Genomic DNA, 19,711 nt, shown 5'->3' on the forward strand with positions numbered 1-19,711 from the left:
GCCCGCGGCTCAGGCCTGCGTCTGCAACTGGCGCAGCTGTTGCTGGACGTGGTCCAGCGCGCCCTCCCGGCGTCCGGGCACGCGCCGTCTCAACCGAGCCAGTTCCGCGCCGAGTTCGCGGGCCGCCGCCGGATCGTCGACGCGGCCCCACTGGTGGTGCGCCCGGTCCACGGCCGACTCCACCTCCGGGGTGTCCGGGGCCTGCGCCGCGTCCAGCCGGGCCGCCGCGACCGCCAGCCAGGTACGGCAGCTCCGCTCCGGATCCCCCGCGAACATCGCCAGATCGGCCCGCACCTCCATCCAGTGCAGCACCTGCTCGGAGCCGGGCCCGTCCGCGCGCAGAGCCTCTTCCTCCCGCAGCCCCGCCAACGCGAGGGCCTCGTCGTGGCGACCGGCCCGGACGGCGGCGGTGATCGCCCCATGGGGATCGGAGGGCGGCGCCATCAGCTTCTGAGCAGCCCGGTCGGGGAGAGCCGCGGGCATCTGCCGCGGCAGGGAGGGTGGTTGGGGGCCCGGTGCGGCGGACGGTCCGGGGCCCACGGGCTCATTCCGGGGAGGCTCGGGCAGCGTGAGCGGTACGAGCGAGGCGGGCGGCATGGCCGGCACGGGCACGGGCGCCACGACCGGCACGGGCACCGGCGCTGCGGGCGGAACGGGCGGTGGGGCCTGGGGGGACGGCGGCGGAGCTGTCACGGTCGTGAATCCCGGTGCCGGGGGCCATGGTTGTCCGGCCCAGGACTGCCCGGGTGCGAACACCAGGTCCGTCACGCCCGGCCGGGCGGCCTCCTCACCCGACGTCCTCGTCAGGGCCTGCTGGTGGAGCTGGAGGAGGGGCGGGCGGTGGCCGCTGCGGAGCAGGGTGGCGACGGCTCTCATGTACGTCGGCTGTGCGACCGTACGCCGGGGCGGCGGCGGGGCGACGCGGCCGTACAGGTCGGTCGACGGACCCACCGTGAGGGGGCGCCCGGCGAGGTGCGTCCAGGTGTCCGCGTCGGCGTGCAGGTCGATGAAGACGTTCGTCGAGCCCGGTGGGCGCAGCCGGAGTTCCTCGGTGACCCAGTGCCAGGGGAAGGCCGTGTAGCGGACCGTCGCCGGGGTGGTGCGGGCAAGCGCGAGGTGGGGGAGCCGCTGGCGGCGGTCCAGTTGGAGCTGCCCGGTCACGAACATCGTCAGCGGTCCCGGAGCCGTCGCCGCCGCGCGCAGCCGGGTGAGAACGGCCTGCGGGTCCAACGGGTCCGCCAGTTCCACGACGTTCGCGGTCTCGGTGCCCGACAGCACCGACGGGGCGACCGCCGCGAGCACGGGGAGCACGGAGGCCGCGTCCACCAGACACCCCTTGCCCACCGGCGAGGCCGCGAGAAGCAGCACGGTTCCGGGCATAGGTTCCCTCCCCCATCGATCAGGTACGTCAGCACCGTAACCGCTGCGCATGCAAAGGGGGGACGCGAAGAGGGCGAACGCCCGGCCGTTGCCCCGGGTCCCGGAGTCCGCGGCCGCAGCTCCCCGGTGCCTCCGCCGCCCGCCGCCCGCCCGCCGCCGTACGGCGGGTTCTCAATAAGCGACAGACATGCGGCCGTGCGGGTGAACGGGCATCTCCAGCTGGTCGACGAAGGCCATCGCGTAGTCCTCGGCGCTGATCCGGCTCTGGCCGCCCGCGTCGGTGAGCATGCGGTCGCCGCCGATCCTGAACTCGCCCGTGCGTTCGCCGGGGGCGATCTCGGCGGCGGGCGAGATGTAGGTCCAGTCGAGGTCGTCGACGTCGCTGCGCAGGTAGGTGAGGGCGTCGCGGTGGGCGAGTGCCTCGGGCAGGTAGGCCTCGGGGAAGTCCGGCTGGTCGCAGGCGGCCTCGCCGGGCGCGACCTCCAGGGTGCCCGCGCCGCCGACGATCACGAGCCGGTGGACCCCGGCCGTACGGACGCCCTCCACCAGGGAATGGTTGAGGGCGAGGAAGGGTTCGCGGGGATCCGAGCCGTCCCGGGGCGGGACACAGGCCGACCCCACCGCGTCCGCGCCGGCCACCAGCTCGGCGACCTTCGCCGCGTCCGAGGCGTCGGCCGCTGTCGCGGCGACCCCGGGGACCGGGGACTGTCCGGACCGGCTGACCGCGACGACCTGGTGTCCGCGCGCCGACGCCTCCGTGGCGATGCGGCTGCCGACCATGCCGGTGGCACCGAAAAGTACGAGCTTCATGCACCTCAGCGAAGCACGCGACCATGATCACCGCATCCCGACGGAGCCCGCACCCGTGATCGCCGCACCCCGACGGAGCCCGGGGCTGCGATCGCCGGGGCCCACGAGGACCCGTGCGCCCCCGGCGAGAGAGCGTGTCGTGGCCGGTCCGTCCCGACTTGCCAGGGGGTCCGGCGAGGTGTGACCTGGAAGGCGGGGGCGAGCAGAGAGGAGTCCTCCCATGGCTCATGCCGCACCTGTGTCAGGGACAACACGTACATCCGGATCGACCGACGTCTTCGGGACACAGACCCACACGATCGCGAAGTGGGCAATCCCCGTCGCCGGCGGGCTCGTCTACGGCTACTGGGCCGCCGCCATCAACCGGGACGCCGGTGCCATCACGGGCTGGAACGTGCTGTTCGGCTTCGTGTGCGCCATCGCGTTCGCGGCGGCCTACATCGGCGTCCGCATGCTGGCGCCGATGATGCGACGCGAACTGCACGCGGTGCTGTGGGCCGCGTTCGCGGGCTGTGCGTTCGGTTTCCTGTACAGCCAGACCGACGCGACCATCCTGCGGTCGGTGTTCATGTCGCTGGCGGTCGCCGTGGGCGTGTTCGCGGTGGCCTTCTACCGCTACTACACGCACGAGGACGCGGAGGGAAAGGCGGGCTGACGTCGATCCGGGCCGTTCCGACTCCGACGTCGTAGTACGTCGGAGTCGGTCCGCATACGGCGCACGAGGCCCCGGCGGTCTGCCGGGGCCTCATGCGTCTCCCTCACTCACCTACTCACCTGCCACCTGGGACCCAGTCCCAGGAGTTCGGGGTGGAGCCGGACACGGTCCAGGTCCACGAGCTGGAGACGCTGAAGCTCCATGTGGAGCCGTTCGAACTCCAACCGGGGTCGTTGCGCGGGTTCCGGTCGCTGTTGTCCCAATGCGCGTTGTGCCAGGTCCCGTCCTTCTGGCCGGGGCACGGGTCCGAGCAACTCGGCACCCACTGACCGCCGGTGTCGACGAAGGCCGCACTGGCCCAGGCGTGGGCGCCGACGAGCCAGTACCAACTGGTGTCGCCGAAGACGCTCTGCCCGTTCACCGCGCACTGGACGCGGTCCTGGCTGCCCGGTGAGAGCGCGCCGACGACGGGCGAGTGCGTACTGGGCTGGAGTCGCAGGTTCAGTTCTCCACGGGAGACGACGGTGCCCCAGATGGGACTGCCGGAGCCGCCACCGCTGTTGGTGGTCGCCGACGGAGCCGCCGCCATGGAGGTGCCGGCGGCCGCGACGGTCAGTACACCGCCGCTGAGCAGGGCCGCGGCAAGAGTCCGCAGGGCCGGGGTGGTGCGCATATCGGCCTCCTTTTCCCCAGATCCAGGAAACACCCGTTCGGGTGAGGGCTCCACCGGAGCGGGCGGAGGCCTTGCGGCCACTGGGATGCACGGGGGTGAACGACGGCGCCGAGGACCTCCGGCGAGGGTCGGACGCGGGCCGAACGGAGGTCGGAACGCGCATTCCCGGGCGGGGCGGCGCCCGTTCGGCTTGCGGTCTGCGCCCATTTGCAGTCAGCCCGGTCGCGGACGGCGGCCGGGAGGCCTGTCCTGAAGACGTGTCCCCTCGTGTCCGGAGCGTTCTGTCGGCCGTGCTGATCGTCCTCGCCTGCCTCCTCGCGCCGCTCGGCGCGCTGTCGACATGGGCGATGTACGGGCTCGGCGACTCCGGCCGGTACGAGGCCACCATGGCGCCGCTCGCCGCGGACACCGACGTCCGGGACGCGATCGCGGCCGGGGTCACCGACGGCATCCTGCGCGAAGTCCACGTACGGCCAAGGCTCCAGGGGCCGGTGAGCCACTTCGTGCGGGACGCGGTGCGCTCGTTCACCGAGACCGAGGCGTACCGCACGGCGTGGGAGGCCGCCAACATGGCCGCGCACGACGCCGTGATGCGGGCACTGCGCGAGGACCGCGAGGGTGCGGTGACCGTCGACCTCGCGTCCGTCACCGAGCGGGTCAAACGCCGACTCGCCGACGACCACATGCCGTTGGCCAACCGGATCCCCGTCGAGCACACCGAGATCACCGTGCTCGAAGCCGAGGACCTGGCCCGGCTCCGGAAGGGGTTCCACGTGCTCGAAGTCGCCGGTTTCTGGCTGCCGGTGGCGTCGGTCGTCTTCGCGGCGGCCGGGATCGTCGTCGCCGTGCGCCGCCGCCGGGCGGTCCTCGCGACGGGCCTCGGCACCGCGCTGGGCGCCGCGCTGCTCGGCGCCGCGATCACCGTGGGCCGCAGCCTCACCCTCGAAGACCTGCCGCCCGACGTGTCCCGCACGGCCGCGGGCGCGGTGTACGACGCCCTCACCGAGACCCTCCGGTTCGTCAGCTGGCTGCTGCTGGCCATGGGTCTGACGGTGGCTCTGACCGCCGCGGTCGTCGGCGCGTACACGCGCTACCGGCGGGCCACCGAGACGCCCCGACAGGCCGCCCCCGCGGAGCAGTCGACACAGGTCCGCGCCTGACCCGGCCCCGAGCCCCCGGGCGGGCGCCCCGGCCCGCGGACGCCACATCGGGCAACCCTCCGCCGCCGCACCCCGTCTTAGGGGGAGGATTCGGACATCCCACGCGGACGAGCGGAAGGCGGGGAGTTGGACACTGCGGCGGCTGAGTGGATGAGTGCGGAGGAGCCGTCCCACCCGGAGCGGCGGGCCGGCGGGACCTTCGGGGTCTGGGTGGCCGGTCTGCTGCTGGCCGGGGTGAGCGTCGTCGTCGGATGCCGGGCGATCGACACCGACGGGATCACGCCCGTACCGCAACTGCTGGCGTTCCTGCCGTGGCTGCTCGTGCCGACCGGCCTCGCCCTGCTGCTCGCCCTGCTCGCGCGATGGCGGACCGGCCTGGTGTGGGGGGTCGCCGTCCTGGGGGTCGTCGCCTGGTTCATCGAGCCCTACGGGAAGACCGCAGAGCCCGGCGGGAATCCGCTCGCCGGACTGCGGGTCATGACCTCCAACGTGGAGTTCGGACGGGGGACCGCTTCACTCATCGACTCCGTACGGCGGCACAGGCCCGACATCCTGTTCGTCGAGGAGTGCGAGTACAGGTGTTCACGGGCGCTGGAGGACGCCTTCGGGGGCAGCGGGGGCGTCTATCCGTACCGGGAGGCCGTCGAGGGGGCCGGGTCCGACGGGTCGGTCGTCATGAGCCGGTTCCCGCTGAAGGGCGCCGACGGAGTACGCGGAACCATGGGGATGCCGGGCGCCGTCGCCGACGTACGGGGCCACGCCGTACGGCTGCAGCTCGCCCACCCGATGCCCCCGCTCCCGGGTCAACTGGGCGTCTGGCGGCGCGAACTGGGCGAACTGCGCGACTACGCCGCGAAGTCCCGCGAAACCACCGTTCTCGCCGGGGACTTCAACGCCTCCCAGGACCACGCCGCCTTCCGCCGCATCCTCGACACAGGACTGCGTGACAGCGCCCGGCTGGCAGGTTCCCCGCGCACCCCGAGCTGGCCCGCCCCGACCACACCGGCGTTCGGCGCGCAGATCGACCACGTCCTCGTCTCCGCCGACTTCTCCGCCGAGCGGGCCGCCTTCCTGCGGATCGGCGGCAGCGACCACCGCGCGCTCGTCGTCGATCTCACCCTCCACCAACGGGAATGATCTGGGAGCCGTCCGCGGAAACCGTCATACTCGGGACATGTCCCGCGAGTTCCCCATCGGCCTCACCCCTCCCGACTGGCTGGTCAGGAACCTCCAACCGCAGCGGGCACCCGTCAACCGGCCCGCCGCCGCACGCGCCGCCGTCGCCCTCTCGCTCCCCCTCGCCATCGGCCTCGCCTACGACCAGCCCGCGTACGGCGCCCTCGCCTCCATGGGCGCGCTGTCCGGAGTCATCGGCGACACCGCGGACGCGTACCGCATGCGGATCTTCAACATCGCCGTCCCGCAGTTCTTCGGCGCGATCGGCGTCACGATCGGCGCCGCGGTCTTCGGGCACGGCTGGGAGGCCGTCGTCGCCGTGACCGGGGTCGCCCTGATCTCCGGGATGATCTCGTCGATCGGCGCCGTCGCCTCCGTCACCGGACTGCTGCTGCTCCTCAACTGCGTGATCGGCGCCGGACTTCCCCTGCCCGGCGCCTGGTGGCTCGCCCCGCTGCTGATGTCCGGCGGCGGGCTCCTGGTCCTCGCCCTGACCCTGCTCGCCTGGCCGCTGCGCTCGGGAATGCCGGAGCGGTCCGCCGTCGCGAGCACCTACCGGACGGTCGCCGACCTGCTCGCCGCGAGCGGCACCGACGACTACGAACGCCTCCGCTTCGCCGTCACCCAGTCCCTGAACGAGTCGTACGACGTCGTCCTCGCCCGGCGCGCGTTCCACCACGGCCGCAGCCCCGACCTCGTCAGGCTCCTCGCCCAACTGAACGCCGTCACCCCCGTCGTCGAGGCCGCCCCCGCCGCCCACCAGCGGGGCGAGCCGCTGCCCGCCGAGATCCCCGCCGCCGTACGCCGGCTCGCCGAGACCGTCGAGACGGGCGGTACCGGTCCCCTGGAACTGCGCCTGCCCACCCCGGCCGACGAGACCGCGCGGGCCGTCGACCACGCCCTGCGGCACGCCGCCGATGTCGTGACGGACCGGTCGCCCGACGCGCGCGCCCTCGACGACCGCCTCGGCCGGCCCGCCGCGCTCCGTGTCCGCGCCGCCCGCGCCACCCGCAACGTCCTGCTCTCAGGGGCCTCCTGGCGCTACGGCACCCGGCTCGCCCTGTGCATCGGCCTCGGCCAGGTGCTGGTCTCGACCGTCGCGGTGCCGCGCTCGTACTGGGTCGCGCTCACCATCACCTTCGTCATGAAGCCCGACTACGGCTCCGTCTTCTCCCGGGCGCTGCTCCGCGCGATCGGCACGGTCGTCGGCCTGGTGGTCGCGGCGGCCGTCCTGACCGTGGTGCCGCGCGGCTGGTGGGACGTGCCCGTGATGATGCTGCTCGGCCCGCTCATCCCGGCCCTGACCCCCCGCGGCTACGGCTATCAGACCGCCGCCATCACCCCGGTGATCCTTCTGCTGTCCGACATCCTCAACCACCAGGGCACCGGACTCATCGTCCCCCGTCTCGTCGACTCCCTCATCGGCTGCGCGATCGCCCTGGTGGCCGGGTACCTCCTCTGGCCCGAGAGCTGGCACGCCCGCGTCGGCGACCGGCTCGCGGACGCGGTCGCCGACACCGCCGGCTATGTCGAGCTGGCCTTCGGGGACGCCGCCGAGCCCGCAGCCCGCGCCCGCAGCCGACGCCGCCTGTACCGCGACCTCTCCTCCATCCGTACGGAGTTCCAGCGCGCCCTGACCGAACCGCCGCCCAACGGGCGCCGCGCCGCCGCCTGGATGCCGCTCGTCGTCGCCGTCGAACGGATCGTGGACGCGACGACCGCCGCCCGGGTCCGTGTGAAACAGGGCGCCGCCGAGCCGTCGTCGGTCGAGATCTCCACCATCGCGCTCCAGCTGCGGGAGCTGTCCGAGGGACTGCGCGAGACGGACGTGCTCGTGGCCGTCCGTACCGACCTCACGGGCCCCTCGGGCAGCGTGCTGGAGCCGGTACGGCAGGAGGTCGCGGCGGCCAGAGCGATCGCCTCACCGCACTGACGCGCTTTACCCTCCCCTTGCGATCCCTTCACACAAGCGTGATACGAGGGAGGACGCGCGACGGAACGCAGAATTCCGACAAATGCCCGTGGTAGGAAAGTGAACCCGTGGGCGCCGTAAGGGGGTTGACGTGACCGTCGTCCGGTGTGCCGCCCCTGCCGAAGATCACCTTCTGTGGCCGCTAACCTTACGTGTCCGTCCTGGCCAGGGATTGACGGGATCAACTCACGCGAAGGGTTGCGCACATGGGCATTCTCACTCTCCTGCGGAATGCGATCGGCCGCTCACGCAAGGGTCGTGACGCCGACGCGGAGACCTCGCGAGAGGCCACCTCGACCGCGACGGTCCCGGCTCCCGCCGCGGAGCCGACGCTTTCCCCCGAGGCCGGGTCGGCCTCCACCCCCGTGCCGGAGGCCGAGCCGACCATCCCGGCTCCCGCGTCCGAGCCCAAGCCCTCCGTGGTCGACGAGCTGGTTTCGGCCGCCTTCGACAACGTGTCGGTACCGAAGCAGACCTCGTCTCCTTCCGAGGAAGAGACGCCCGCGGCGGAAAGCCCGGCCGAAGAAGCCCCGGAACCGGCCGCGGAGGCGAAGCCGGAAGCCGAGCCTGTCGCCGAGGCCGAGCCCACCGCTGAGGTCGAGGCGGAGCCGGTCGCCGAGGCGGAGCCCGTGGCCGAGGCCGAGCCCGCGGCTGAGGTCGAGGCGGAGCCGGAGCCGGTCGCCGAGGCCGAGCCCGCCGCTGAGGTCGAGGCGGAGCCGGTCGCCGAGCCCGTCGCCGAGGCGGAGCCGGAGCCGGTCGTCGAGGCCGAGCCCGTCGCCGAGGCTGAGGCTGCGGTCGAGCCCGTGGCCGAGGCCCAGGCTGAAGCTGAAGCGGAGCCCGTCGTAGAGCCGGAGCCCGTGGCCGAGGCTGAGCCTGTTACTGAGCCGGAGGCCGAGCCCGTCACCGAGGCGGAGCCTGTTGCTGAGCCGGAGCCCGTCGCCGAGGCGGAGCCGGTCGTCGAGGCCGAGCCCGTCGCCGAGGCTCAGGCTGAGGCTGACGCTACGGTCGAGCCCGAGCCGGAGGCGGAGCCCGTCGTAGAGGCCGAGCCGGTCGCCGAGCCCGAGCCCGTCGCTGAGAGAGCGGCCGAGCCGACCACCGAGGCGGAGGCGGAACCCGTCGCCGAGACGGAGCCCGAGCCGGCGCCCGTCGCCGAGGCCGACCCCGTGGTCGAGCCCGAGGCCGAGCCGGTCGCCGAGGTCGAGGCGGAGCCCGTTGCCGAGGAGGTCACTCCTGTGGCCGCGCAGGTGGACGAGCCCGCTGCCGCCGAGGACGAGGCCGATGGCGGCGTCGCCGAGGCCGCGGCCCCCGGCGAGTCCGCCGTTCCGCTGAGCCGCGTCAAGACCGAGGCTCCGGCCCTGGTCACGGCGTACAACGAAGCGGGTACCGCGCTCCAGAAGCGGGACCTCACCGGAACCCGCGCGAAGGTCTACCTCGTCCTCGACCGCTCCGCGTCGATGCGCGCGTACTACAAGGACGGCTCCGCCCAGGCCCTCGGCGAGCAGGCCCTCGCGCTCGCCGCCCACCTGGACCCGAACGCGGCCGTCCACGTCGTCTTCTTCTCCACGGAGCTGGACGGCACCGGCGTTCTCACGCTCACCGAGCACGAGAACAAGGTCGACGACCTGCACGCCGGCCTCGGCCGCATGGGTCGTACGAGCTACCACGCCGCGGTGGAGGAAGTCGTCAGCCACTACCAGAAGTCGGACACCACCGACCCGGCCCTGGTGATCTTCCAGACGGACGGCGCCCCCGACGCCAAGACCCCCGCCACCCAGTCCCTCACGGACGCGGCGAAGGACCACCCGGGCGTCTTCTTCTCCTTCGTCGCCTTCGGCGAGCTCGACAACAAGGCCTTCGACTACCTGCGGAAGCTGAAGACCGGCAACACGGCCTTCTTCCACGCGGGCCCGGCCCCGCGCGAGCTGACGGACGTCGAGGTCTACGACGGCGTCCTGGAGAACTGGCGCCCGTAACCCCCCGCACGACCGACACCCCGGCCGCCCGCTTCCCACCCCTTAAAACGGGAAGCGGGCGGCCCACCCATGTCGGCTACGATTTCAAGGTTCACCGACGACGACCCGCCGACCGCACAACGGACGCGATCGTCGCCCCACGTAGCGACCTGGGAGCAGCCCGCAATGGCTCGACACCTCATCACCAGCGCCCTTCCGTACATCAACGGGATCAAGCACCTGGGCAACATGGTGGGGTCCATGCTCCCGGCGGACGTGTACTCCCGGTACCTCCGCCAGCGCGGCCACGACGTCCTGTACATCTGCGCGACGGACGAGCACGGCACCCCTGCCGAGCTGGCGGCCAAGGAGCGCGGCCTGCCGGTCGACGAGTTCTGCGCGCAGGCGCACGACGCGCAGAAGGCCGTGTACGACGGGTTCGAGCTGGCCTTCGACTACTTCGGCCGCAGCTCCAGCCCGGAGAACCGTGAGATCACCCAGCACTTCGCGCGCCGCCTGAACGAGAACGGCTTCATCGAGGAGCGCGCGATCCGCCAGGTGTACTCGCCCACCGACGGCCGTTTCCTGCCGGACCGCTATGTCGAGGGCACCTGCCCGCACTGCGGTTACGACAAGGCCCGCGGCGACCAGTGCGAGAACTGCACGCGCGTGCTCGACCCCACGGACCTGATCAACCCGCGCTCGGCGATCTCCGGCTCGACGGACCTGGAGGTCCGCGAGACGAAGCACCTCTTCCTCCTCCAGTCGAAGCTCCAGCACGAGGTCGAGGAGTGGGTGGCCCGCCACGAGTCCGAGTGGCCGCAGCTCGCCTCCTCCATCGCCCGCAAGTGGCTGACCGAGGGCCTGCACGACCGCGCGATCACCCGTGACCTGGACTGGGGCGTCCCCGTCCCGGCCGACACCTGGCCGGAGCTGGCGGCGGAGGGCAAGGTCTTCTACGTCTGGTTCGACGCCCCGATCGAGTACATCGGCGCGACGAAGGAGTGGGCCGACCAGAACACAGAGAACCGCGACTGGAAGTCCTGGTGGTACGACGCGGACTCCGGCGAGAACCCGGTCCGCTACACGCAGTTCATGGCGAAGGACAACGTGCCCTTCCACACCGTGATGTTCCCGGCCACCGAACTGGGCGTGCGCGAGCCGTGGAAGAAGGTCGACTACGTCAAGGCCTTCAACTGGCTGACGTACTACGGCGGGAAGTTCTCCACGTCCCAGAAGCGCGGCGTCTTCACGGACCACGCCCTGGACATCCTGCCCGCCGACTACTGGCGCTACTTCCTCATCGCCAACGCCCCCGAGTCGGACGACTCGTCGTTCACCTGGGAGCACTTCACGGCCACGGTCAACAAGGACCTGGCCGACACCCTCGGCAACTTCGTCAACCGCGTCCTGTCCTTCTCCAAGAAGCGCTTCGGCGAGGAGGTCCCGGCGGGCTCGGAGGCCGGCGAGGCCGAGGCGAAGCTGGGCGAGGAGATCACGGGCCTGCTCGCGGAGTACGAGACCCAGATGGAGGCGCTCCAGTTCCGCAAGGCGGCCGCCGCGCTGCGCGCCCTGTGGTCGGCGGGCAACTCCTACCTGGAGGAGAAGGCCCCCTGGCTGGAGATCAAGACCAGCCCCGAGGGCGCGGCGCTGACGCTCCGTACGGCGATGAACCTGATCCACCTCTACTCGGTGGTCTCGGAACCCTTCATCCCGGCGTCCGCCCGCGCGATGCGCTCGGCCTTCGCCCTGGCCGACGACACGGCGACCTGGGTGACGCAGGACGAGGTCCGTGCCCTGGCCTTCGTCCCCTCCGGCACCCCCTTCACCGTTCCCCCGGTCCTCTTCGCCAAGATCACGGACGAGGACCTGGAGTCGTACAAGGAGCGCTTCGGCGGCGCGCCCGAGTAACACCCACCGCTCGACAGGAGCCCGGGAACGAACCGTTCCCGGGCTCTTCTCTGTGCACCCCCTTTCGGGCGGTATACATTGCGAAGATCATGTGAAGCCGTTGGCTTCCTGGGACACGAGTGGACCAGCGAGTCCACTGAGTGGGGGGTACATCCATGGCGCTCTTCGGAAACGCGCACACCGTCGACCCGGCCTCGGCGCAGCAGGACTTCGCTCGCCTGCTGGGCCAGAACGAGCAGGTCCACGCCGCGTACCAACTGATACGTGACACCATCCTGTTCACCGACCGCCGTCTGATCCTGGTCGACAAGCAGGGCATCACCGGCAAGAAGGTGGAGTACCACTCCATCCCGTACCGGAGCATCACCCACTTCGCGGTGGAGACGGCCGGCACCTTCGACCTCGACGCCGAGCTGAAGATCTGGGTCTCCGGCGCCTCCCTCCCCATCCAGAAGACCTTCACCAAGGGCGTCGACATCTACGAGGTCCAGGCGATCCTCACCCAGTACGTGGCGAAGTAGCCCCGCCCGCCGCAGGCCGGCCCGACCCGGCTCACCTGCGGCGATACGGCACCCTCCCCGCCAGGCCCCCTGTCAACCCCTGCTAGCATCCGCGCACTTGTGCGAGGGCGGGGGCCCTCGCGGGGAGGGACAGTTCACGTGGGCAGACACGCCCCGAGACGGCGCGGCCTTGCCGCGGCCGTCTCCGCCATAGCGGTCGCCGTGGCGGCCGCCACCATCGCCGTTCTGCCGCAGAACGGCGCCTCGGCGGACCCTGCCGCACCGGCCGGGTCCACCTCCGAGATCACCCTGACCGACCCCGCCGACACACAACCGCGCGCCGACCGCCCGCTGGTGGCCGGCGCGAGCGGCTTCCTGCACCGGCAGCTCGGGATCACCGGGCTGCTGTGGACGGACTACGCCGCCGGCACGAGCACGGTCGTCCGGACCGCCGACGGCGTGTACGCACCCACGGGCGCCTGCGCGAGTCTCGGCTCGTCGACCTGCCCCACCGCCTGGTACGGCAGCGACGCCGACCTGGTCGCGCTGCCGTCGTCCGGCTCCGTAGCCCTGTGGGACCCGGCGACCCGGACGACGACGTCGTTCACCTCGGACGAGGGCTACCGGGGGCTCGCCGGACGGACGGTCCTCACCGAGTGGTCGGTGCACGACCTCGTCGACGGCGCCTGGCGCTCCCGCGCCATCACACCGGCCGACACCCGGATCACCTCGGGCTCCGTCACCGCCGCCGACGCGCACGGCGCGCTGTTCAAGGTCGGCGGCAACCTGTACTACCTCGACCTGGCCACGGCCACCGCCACCAGGGTCTTCTCCGGCATGGACGCGCGTCCGTACACCGTCCTCAGTGACGACCGGATCGGCTGGTACGACCCGGCCGGCGGCGACCTGCGAGTCAAACCCCGCACGGACCCCGAAGCCGCCGAGCAGGTGATCGCCCTGCCCGCGCCCGGTGCCCAGCTCGACGGCGGCCCGGTGCTCTCCGGCGACTGGCTGCTGCTCCCGCTGCACACCGGCACCGGCACCAGCGAGCTGCGGGCCGTCTCCCTGAAGGACGGCTCCTCACGCACCCTGGCGGCCAAGGCGGGGGCGTACGTGCTCCGCGCGTCCGGCAGCGCCGCCCTCGTCACCGGCGGCACCGGCGCGAGCGACTGGTGGGTGGGGCGCTTCGCCGTGGCCGCCGACGGCACGCCCGGCCTGGAGCAGCTCGCCCAGATCCCGGCGACGGAGAACGCGAAGACCGGCCTGGCGCTCAGCCGCGGCAGCCTGCGCCTCGCCGAGGACGACCCGAGCGGCACCATGGACACCACCTCGCTGCGCACGCTCGCCGTGGTCGGCGGGCAGCTCAGCGCCTCCGCGCCGGAGGCAGGGGACAAGGTGCTCACGCGCTGCGCGTACACGGGCGTGGCCTGCTCGACGCTCTGGGGAAACCTCGGCAACAGCCCGCGGGACGCCTTCCTCGGCACCACCGGCACCGGTCTGACCGGTAAGGACCGGCTGGTCGCCATGCTGGACGGCTCCTCGGACTGGACCCTGGAGTTCGGCACCACGGGCGGCCACATCGTCGACGTCTCGGACAACTACGCGGTCTACGACTCCGGGGGTGCCTCACCGGAGCAATACATCGGCGAGTTCGGTCAGGGACAGAAGCTGAAGCGGTCGGTGCGCGCCGCCGCGCTGAACGGCTCGACCCTCTGGAGCGCCTCGACGACAGGCAAGCTCACCTCGTACAGCCTGACCGAGGACAAGACCCTCGCGACGGTGACCGTTCCGGGCATGTCCTGCGTGCCGGGCGAACTCCAGGCGGCGGGCCGCTGGGTGTACTGGGCGTGCGGCGACGGCTCGGCCGGCGTGTACGACTCCAAGGCCGCCACCTCCCGCACGGTGAACGGCGGCGACGTGCTGCTCGGCGACGGCTTCACCGTCCGCCACGACCGTGCCGCGGGCACCCTGGTGCTGACGGACGCGGCGACCGGCACCGGCCGTGTGCTCGCCACCGATGTCGCGGACACCGGCCTCGCCATGGACCGCCGCTTCAAGTGGACCGTGGACGAGTACACGGGCCTGGTGGCCTGGACCGACCTGTACGAGCGGACGCACATCGCCAGGACCGGTGTCACGCCGTCGGCCGTGACGGCCTTCAAGACCGAGGCAACGGACTTCGTCGGCTCCGGCACCCCCTTCCACGGCTCCTGGCTGCTGTCCCGCCCGGTCACCTCCTGGTCGGTGACCTTCACCTCCGTCCAGAGCGGCGCGCGGGGCAAGGCGACCCGCACGGTCACCGGGGGCGCGTCCACCGTCCGGGTGGCCACGGACTGGTACGGCACGACGGTCGACAACGCCCGCTTCCCCAACGGGCACTTCACCTGGACCCTCAAGGCCACCGGCACCGGCACCGCCTCGGCGGTCACCGTCGCGACCGGCAAGGGCTTCCTGCAGGGAGGCGCACCGGTCCGGCACGACTTCTCCAGCGCGGAAGGACCGGACGGCCGCGGCGACCTCCTCACCCTGAACTCGTCCGGCGACCTGACCTTCCAGTCGGGCACCGGCACCGGAAAGTTCGGCGACAAGATCAGCGGTTCCGGCTGGGCCACCAGCGTCAAGGCCGTGCCGTTCGGCGACCTCGACGGCGACCGCTGCAACGACGTCCTCGTCCGGCTGGGCAGCGGCGCCCTGCGGGCGTACAAGCCGCACTGCGGCGCCGCGGTCACCCCGAAGACGTCGTACACCACGCTCGCGAGCAGCGGCTGGACGCAGTACGACGTCCTGACCTCGCCCGGCGACGTGAGCGGTGACGGCCGTCCCGACCTGATCGCGCGCGTCGCGGCCGGCGGAACCGTCTACCTCTACAAGGGAACGAGCACGGGCACGCTGTCCGCCCGCGTGAAGCTCTACGACAGCTGGAAGAGCTACAAGAAGATCGTCGGCGCCGGTGATCTCGACGGCGACGGCATCGGCGACCTGCTCGCCCAGGACACCTCCAACACCCTCTACCGCTACCACGGCAAGGGGGACGGGACCTTCGCCGCCCGCGTGAAGGTGTTCGGCGACTGGGGCGGCTCCTACAACGCCGTCGTAGGCGTCGGTGACATCACCGACGACGGCAGGGCCGACCTGGTCTGCCGCGACAGCGGCGGCAACCTCTACCGCAACAGCGGGGACGGCAAGGGATCGTTCGGTTCGCGCACGAAGATCGCGACCGGCTGGAGCGGATACCGGTCACTCTCCTGAGGCTCCGCACCTGAAACGCATCACCTGAGGAGGGGCCCGGGACCACACGTCCCGGGCCCCTCTTCGGCGTAGCCGGGCCGCGCCCACGGAGGCCGCCGACGAGGCACCGCAGACCGGCTGGAGACCTGGTGAGGGCCCTGTGACCCCCCGCCGACGAACCGGCGACGAACCGGCGAAGAGCAGGCGACGCGCCGGGAAAAACCCCCTCTGTCCGGTCCCGCCGATCCGGAGTGGACCCCGGCTCCACAAGGCCCTCGATCACCCGTATGGTTTCCGCCATGGCAGTCCCCGAGGTCATTCCGATCGCCTACGAACCGAAGCACCGCACCGAGACAATCGGCCGGTACGCGGACGGTCAGTTTCTGGCGTCGATCACGTACGCCTTCCCCGAAGGGTTCCGTCCCGACGACGGCTGGGAAGAGCACAAACGTCTGTACACAGTGCTCCACACCTTCGACTCCGAGGGCCGCTACCGCGACTCGGAGGTCTGGTGCGCCGGCACCTGGGCCGAACAGCAACGGGACCCGCACGGCGACGACTCGGTGCTCTCGCATGCCCGTGTCCACCTGGCGAAGCTGCTGCGCAGCCTGCCCCGGCGCTCGTACACGGACATAGCGATCCGGCCGTTCCAGCTCACCGTCGACGGCGTGCTGTTCGGCCTGCTGACCGGCGTCGACGAGGGCGAGGCCTGGGCCGAGCTGTACCCGGACCGCCTCGGCTTCTCCGAACCGTGGGACGGCACGTACGACACCTGAGCAGGTGCCGCGACCGCACGATCTCGGACGTGGACCTGAACGCCCACCTCCGCATCAGCGAGCGATCATCCGGTACGGCCCACCCGGAGCCGGCACAGAAGCGCGGCCAGACCCTGCCGGGTGACGGAGACTCCGACCCGTACGGCGCGTCCCGCTGCGCGGTGTCCAACGCGGTGAACTTGCCTGCGCCCCCGGGGTCTCTCTGCCCTCGCTCACGCCCACAGCCACGACATCGACGCCATGCTGGAAGCGCTGGGCCGCGCCCTGCAAGGGATGGACCGGCAAGCCTCCGACTACTTCTACGAGTTCCTGGACGTCAATCTCGGCGAAACCCCCGCCGGAGGCCAAGGGGATTCTGCGGGTTCTGGAGGTGCGCGGGCTGGCCATCTCCGAGGACGTCCGTACGCGGATCACCACCTGCACCGACCTCGACCGGCTCGGCGACTGGCTCGACCGGGCCGGCACCGTCGCGCACGCCGAAGAACTGTTCGGCGAAGCCCCGCGCGGCCCGCAGGGCACCTCGGAACAGGGCTGATCAGGTCCCGAACGGAAAGGGGCCCGGAACCAGCGTGTTCCGGGCCCCTGCCTGTCAGGGAGTCACGAGCCCGGAACCCGTGGCGTTCCGGGCCTCTGTGGGTCAGGGGGTCACGAAGCCGAGGCCGACGCGTTCGGCTGGGTGTCCGAGCTGTCGTGGGTCTCGTCCGGGGCGACGCCCATCGTCAGGTGGGCGTGGACGCCCTTGGCGATGTGCTTCTTGGTGTACGAGAGGTACAGGAGCCCGCCCGCGTGACCGTTGTCCGGGTAGATCGTGTCCTCGTCCAGCGTCGTGCGGGTGGTCGTGTTCGTGGAGTACGGGGCCACCTCCGCCGACGCCAGGACAGACTTCTCGTCGAAGAAGAGCTGGCCGGTGTGGCAGGTGTGGCCGCCCTCGTAGCCCGCGTCGGTCCACGTGCCGTCCACATGGACCTTCACGTGGATATGGACGCAGCGACCCTGGTACCAGCCGGGGAAGACCGTCTTGAAGGTGACGTAGCCGTGCTTGTCGGTCTTCCAGGTGCCGCGCAGATACCGCTCGTCGTCGGTGGGCTCGGAGTGTCCGCCACCGGTGCCTCCGGAGGGCCCGCCGGACGGGGGTTCGCCGGTCGGCGTGCCCGAGGGGGTGCCGGACGGGACATCCGTGGGCCCGCCCGACGGACCGCCCCCGCCACCGCCGTTGCTCATCGCCTCGTAGCCGGAGTACACACCCAGCGCCGAGCAGTGCCAGATGTCCACCGCGGCGTTGCGGACCGGCTTGCAGGTCTCCGCGTCGATCACCTTGAGCTTGAGGGTCAGGGGGATGCCCTCCTCGTCCTCGGTGATGTCCTGACGGATCTTGTCCGCGTCGATGTAGTAGGGACCCTCGGTGGTCTCCGAGGTCAGCGTGTAACAGGTCTCCGCGCTCGACGCGGCCGCCGCGGCGCTGTCGGCCGTGACCTCGCCCGCAGACGCTGTCACGGCGATACCGCCGCCCACGCCCACGGCCGCCACGGCCGCTCCACCTGCGATGACGACCTTGCGCCGGGTCATGTTCCGTTTGTGCGCGGGTCCTTGGGTCTCAGTCATGTGCCGGACAGTAGGGAGCCCACCTGTCAACAGCGTGGGTGCCGACTGTGGTTTCGCACCGCACGCGAAAGTGGCCCGGAACCGTCGTCGGTTCCGGGCCACTTCAGCGTGCGAGGCCTACCTCGGCGTGCGAGGCCTACTTCGGCTGCGGCTTGCGCACCGAGAGGTGCAGCTCGCGCAGGCGGGTCTCGTCCAGCTCCGTGGGCGCGCCCATCATCAGGTCCTGCGCGTTGCCGTTGAGCGGGAACGCGATCGTCTCGCGGATGTTCGGCTCGTCCGCGAGCAGCATGACGATGCGGTCGACGCCCGGGGCGATGCCGCCGTGCGGCGGGGCGCCGAAGCGGAAGGCGCGCAGCATGCCGGCGAACTGCTCCTCGACGGTCTCCCGGTCGTAGCCCGCGATCTCGAAGGCCTTGAGCATGATCTCGGGCTCGTGGTTCCGGATCGCGCCGGAGGAGAGCTCGACGCCGTTGCAGACGATGTCGTACTGCCAGCCCAGGATGTCCAGCGGGTCCTGGGTCTCCAGGGCCTCCAGACCGCCCTGCGGCATCGAGAAGGGGTTGTGCGAGAAGTCGATCTTGCCGGTGTCCTCGTCCTTCTCGTACATCGGGAAGTCGACGATCCAGCAGAAGCGGAAGACGTTCTCCTCGAAGTTGCCCGAGCGCTTCGCGGCCTCGACCCGCACCGCGCCCATGATCTTCGAGACCTCGTCGAACTCGCCCGCGCCGAAGAACACCGCGTGACCGGCGGCCAGGGAGAGGCGCTTGGTCAGCTCGGCGACGTTCTCCTCGGTGAGGAACTTGGCGATCGGGCCGGTCAGCGAGCCGTCCTCGCCCACGCGCACCCAGGCCAGGCCCTTCGCGCCCTGCTCGACCGCGTAGTCACCGAGGCCGTCGAAGAACTTCCGCGTCTGACCGGCCACGTCCGGCACCGCCAGGGCGCGCACGTGCTTGCCCGCGAAGGCCTTGAACTCGGAGCTCTCGAAGATGTCGGTGATGTCGGTGAGCTCCAGCTGGGCCCGCAGGTCCGGCTTGTCGGAGCCGTACTTCAGCATCGACTCGCGGAACGGGATGCGCGGGAAGGGGGAGGTGACGTGACGGTCACCGCCGAACTCCTCGAACAGCTCCGTCATGAGCTTCTCGATGGGCTGGAACACGTCCTCCTGCTCGACGAAGGACATCTCGACGTCGAGCTGGTAGAACTCGCCCGGCGAACGGTCCGCGCGGGCGTCCTCGTCGCGGAAGCAGGGCGCGATCTGGAAGTAGCGGTCGAAGCCGGAGATCATCAGCAGCTGCTTGAACTGCTGCGGCGCCTGCGGGAGCGCGTAGAACTTGCCGGGGTTCAGCCGGGAGGGGACCACGAAGTCGCGCGCGCCCTCGGGGGAGGTGGCGCTGAGGATCGGGGTCGCCATCTCGTTGAAGCCCAGCGCCGTCATCTTGTGACGGATCGCGGAGATCACGGCCGTACGCAGCAGGATGTTGCGGTGCATGCGCTCGCGGCGCAGGTCGAGGAAGCGGTACTCCAGGCGCCGCTCCTCGTTGACCCCGTCCTCGGCGTTGATCGTGAACGGCAGCGGCGCGGCGGCGCCGAGCAGCTCGACCTCGCTCACCTCGACCTCGACCTCGCCGGTCGGCAGGTCCGGGTTCACGTTCTCCGTGCCGCGCGAGACGACCTTGCCGTCGACGCGGACGGTCGACTCCTTGGAGACCTTGTCCAGGGCCTCGTAGGCGGGTGTGCCGGGGCGGGCGACGAGCTGCGTGATGCCGTAGTGGTCGCGCAGATCGATGAAGAGGATGCCACCCAGGTCTCGGCGATTGTGCAGCCAGCCGCTCAGCCGGACGTCGCTGTCGACGTCAGAGGCGCGGAGCTCGCCGCAGGTGTGGGACCTGTACCGATGCATCGTCGTTCATCCAGTC

At 71.4% G+C, this 19,711-nt stretch carries 15 protein-coding genes; 10 read left to right on the plus strand and 5 right to left on the minus strand.

Translation table 11 applies throughout. The features are described 5' to 3' along the window. Positions 1–9: 9 nt before the first annotated feature. Together ABZX90_RS13390 and ABZX90_RS13395 are read right to left on the minus strand one after the other, a co-directional pair. Positions 10–1,380, minus strand: coding sequence for a hypothetical protein (locus ABZX90_RS13390; RefSeq protein ID WP_355204430.1), 1,371 nt, complete (start codon positions 1,378–1,380; stop codon positions 10–12). 171 nt (positions 1,381–1,551) lie between these two features. Then, positions 1,552–2,190, minus strand: a complete 639-nt coding sequence (locus ABZX90_RS13395; RefSeq protein WP_351123981.1) for an NAD(P)H-binding protein — start codon at positions 2,188–2,190, stop codon at positions 1,552–1,554. Between the two features lie 220 nt (positions 2,191–2,410). Here ABZX90_RS13395 and ABZX90_RS13400 point away from each other — a divergent pair, with 220 nt between their 5' ends. Next, positions 2,411–2,845, plus strand: coding sequence for a hypothetical protein (locus ABZX90_RS13400; RefSeq protein WP_351123984.1), 435 nt, complete (start codon positions 2,411–2,413; stop codon positions 2,843–2,845). A 115-nt stretch (positions 2,846–2,960) separates the two neighbouring features. Here ABZX90_RS13400 and ABZX90_RS13405 read toward each other — a convergent pair whose 3' ends face one another. Next, positions 2,961–3,518: an SH3 domain-containing protein gene (locus tag ABZX90_RS13405; protein WP_355204434.1), complete on the minus strand. Its 558-nt coding sequence runs from the start codon at positions 3,516–3,518 to the stop codon at positions 2,961–2,963. A gap of 257 nt (positions 3,519–3,775) precedes the next feature. On the opposite strand from ABZX90_RS13405, the gene ABZX90_RS13410 reads away from it, so the two are divergent. The 9 genes from ABZX90_RS13410 to ABZX90_RS13450 all read left to right on the plus strand — a co-directional run bounded on the left by ABZX90_RS13410 (position 3,776) and on the right by ABZX90_RS13450 (position 16,728). Further along, the gene (locus ABZX90_RS13410; protein WP_355204437.1) at positions 3,776–4,678 is read left to right on the plus strand and encodes a hypothetical protein; all 903 of its coding nucleotides are present in this window, start codon (positions 3,776–3,778) and stop codon (positions 4,676–4,678) included. 150 nt (positions 4,679–4,828) lie between these two features. After that, entirely contained in the window at positions 4,829–5,815 is a 987-nt protein-coding gene (locus ABZX90_RS13415; RefSeq protein ID WP_351123992.1) for an endonuclease/exonuclease/phosphatase family protein, read from the plus strand. Between the two features lie 37 nt (positions 5,816–5,852). Further along, complete coding sequence (locus tag ABZX90_RS13420; RefSeq protein WP_355204441.1) at positions 5,853–7,787, plus strand: FUSC family protein; 1,935 nt, start codon at positions 5,853–5,855, stop codon at positions 7,785–7,787. 245 nt (positions 7,788–8,032) lie between these two features. Further along, complete coding sequence (locus ABZX90_RS13425; RefSeq protein ID WP_355204444.1) at positions 8,033–9,799, plus strand: VWA domain-containing protein; 1,767 nt, start codon at positions 8,033–8,035, stop codon at positions 9,797–9,799. A gap of 165 nt (positions 9,800–9,964) precedes the next feature. Beyond that, on the plus strand, positions 9,965–11,689 hold the full coding sequence (metG, locus tag ABZX90_RS13430) for a methionine--tRNA ligase (RefSeq protein WP_355204446.1): 1,725 nt from the start codon (positions 9,965–9,967) through the stop codon (positions 11,687–11,689). A 155-nt stretch (positions 11,690–11,844) separates the two neighbouring features. Next, positions 11,845–12,210, plus strand: a complete 366-nt coding sequence (locus ABZX90_RS13435) for a PH domain-containing protein (RefSeq protein WP_351124001.1) — start codon at positions 11,845–11,847, stop codon at positions 12,208–12,210. 138 nt (positions 12,211–12,348) lie between these two features. Continuing rightward, positions 12,349–15,438 (plus strand): VCBS repeat-containing protein, encoded by a 3,090-nt coding sequence (locus tag ABZX90_RS13440; protein WP_355204449.1) that lies wholly within the window; start codon positions 12,349–12,351, stop codon positions 15,436–15,438. A gap of 278 nt (positions 15,439–15,716) precedes the next feature. Beyond that, the gene (locus ABZX90_RS13445) at positions 15,717–16,193 is read left to right on the plus strand and encodes a hypothetical protein (RefSeq protein WP_355204452.1); all 477 of its coding nucleotides are present in this window, start codon (positions 15,717–15,719) and stop codon (positions 16,191–16,193) included. A gap of 370 nt (positions 16,194–16,563) precedes the next feature. Next, on the plus strand, positions 16,564–16,728 hold the full coding sequence (locus tag ABZX90_RS13450) for a hypothetical protein (RefSeq protein ID WP_355204454.1): 165 nt from the start codon (positions 16,564–16,566) through the stop codon (positions 16,726–16,728). A 110-nt stretch (positions 16,729–16,838) separates the two neighbouring features. Here the strand turns inward: ABZX90_RS13450 and ABZX90_RS13455 are convergent, their stop codons facing one another. Further along, a complete protein-coding gene (locus tag ABZX90_RS13455; RefSeq protein ID WP_351124013.1) occupies positions 16,839–17,795 on the minus strand; it encodes an intradiol ring-cleavage dioxygenase in 957 nt (318 codons plus the stop codon). 136 nt (positions 17,796–17,931) lie between these two features. Next, positions 17,932–19,695, minus strand: a complete 1,764-nt coding sequence (gene aspS, locus ABZX90_RS13460) for an aspartate--tRNA ligase (protein ID WP_355204457.1) — start codon at positions 19,693–19,695, stop codon at positions 17,932–17,934. Positions 19,696–19,711: the final 16 nt, after the last annotated feature.

The sequence above is a fragment of the Streptomyces sp. NPDC002935 genome (assembly GCF_040611295.1).
Classification (GTDB): domain Bacteria; phylum Actinomycetota; class Actinomycetes; order Streptomycetales; family Streptomycetaceae; genus Streptomyces.

Bases quoted from the DNA above. Each gene is read 5' to 3' on its own strand.
- ABZX90_RS13390 (WP_355204430.1), bottom strand. From the start codon at position 1,380: ATGCCCGGAACCGTGCTGCTTCTCGCGGCCTCGCCGGTGGGCAAGGGG.
- ABZX90_RS13395 (WP_351123981.1), bottom strand. From the start codon at position 2,190: ATGAAGCTCGTACTTTTCGGTGCCACCGGCATGGTCGGCAGCCGCATC.
- ABZX90_RS13400 (WP_351123984.1), top strand. From the start codon at position 2,411: ATGGCTCATGCCGCACCTGTGTCAGGGACAACACGTACATCCGGATCG.
- ABZX90_RS13405 (WP_355204434.1), bottom strand. From the start codon at position 3,518: ATGCGCACCACCCCGGCCCTGCGGACTCTTGCCGCGGCCCTGCTCAGC.
- ABZX90_RS13415 (WP_351123992.1), top strand. From the start codon at position 4,829: ATGAGTGCGGAGGAGCCGTCCCACCCGGAGCGGCGGGCCGGCGGGACC.
- ABZX90_RS13420 (WP_355204441.1), top strand. From the start codon at position 5,853: ATGTCCCGCGAGTTCCCCATCGGCCTCACCCCTCCCGACTGGCTGGTC.
- ABZX90_RS13425 (WP_355204444.1), top strand. From the start codon at position 8,033: ATGGGCATTCTCACTCTCCTGCGGAATGCGATCGGCCGCTCACGCAAG.
- metG (WP_355204446.1), top strand. From the start codon at position 9,965: ATGGCTCGACACCTCATCACCAGCGCCCTTCCGTACATCAACGGGATC.
- ABZX90_RS13435 (WP_351124001.1), top strand. From the start codon at position 11,845: ATGGCGCTCTTCGGAAACGCGCACACCGTCGACCCGGCCTCGGCGCAG.
- ABZX90_RS13445 (WP_355204452.1), top strand. From the start codon at position 15,717: ATGGCAGTCCCCGAGGTCATTCCGATCGCCTACGAACCGAAGCACCGC.
- ABZX90_RS13455 (WP_351124013.1), bottom strand. From the start codon at position 17,795: ATGACTGAGACCCAAGGACCCGCGCACAAACGGAACATGACCCGGCGC.
- aspS (WP_355204457.1), bottom strand. From the start codon at position 19,695: ATGCATCGGTACAGGTCCCACACCTGCGGCGAGCTCCGCGCCTCTGAC.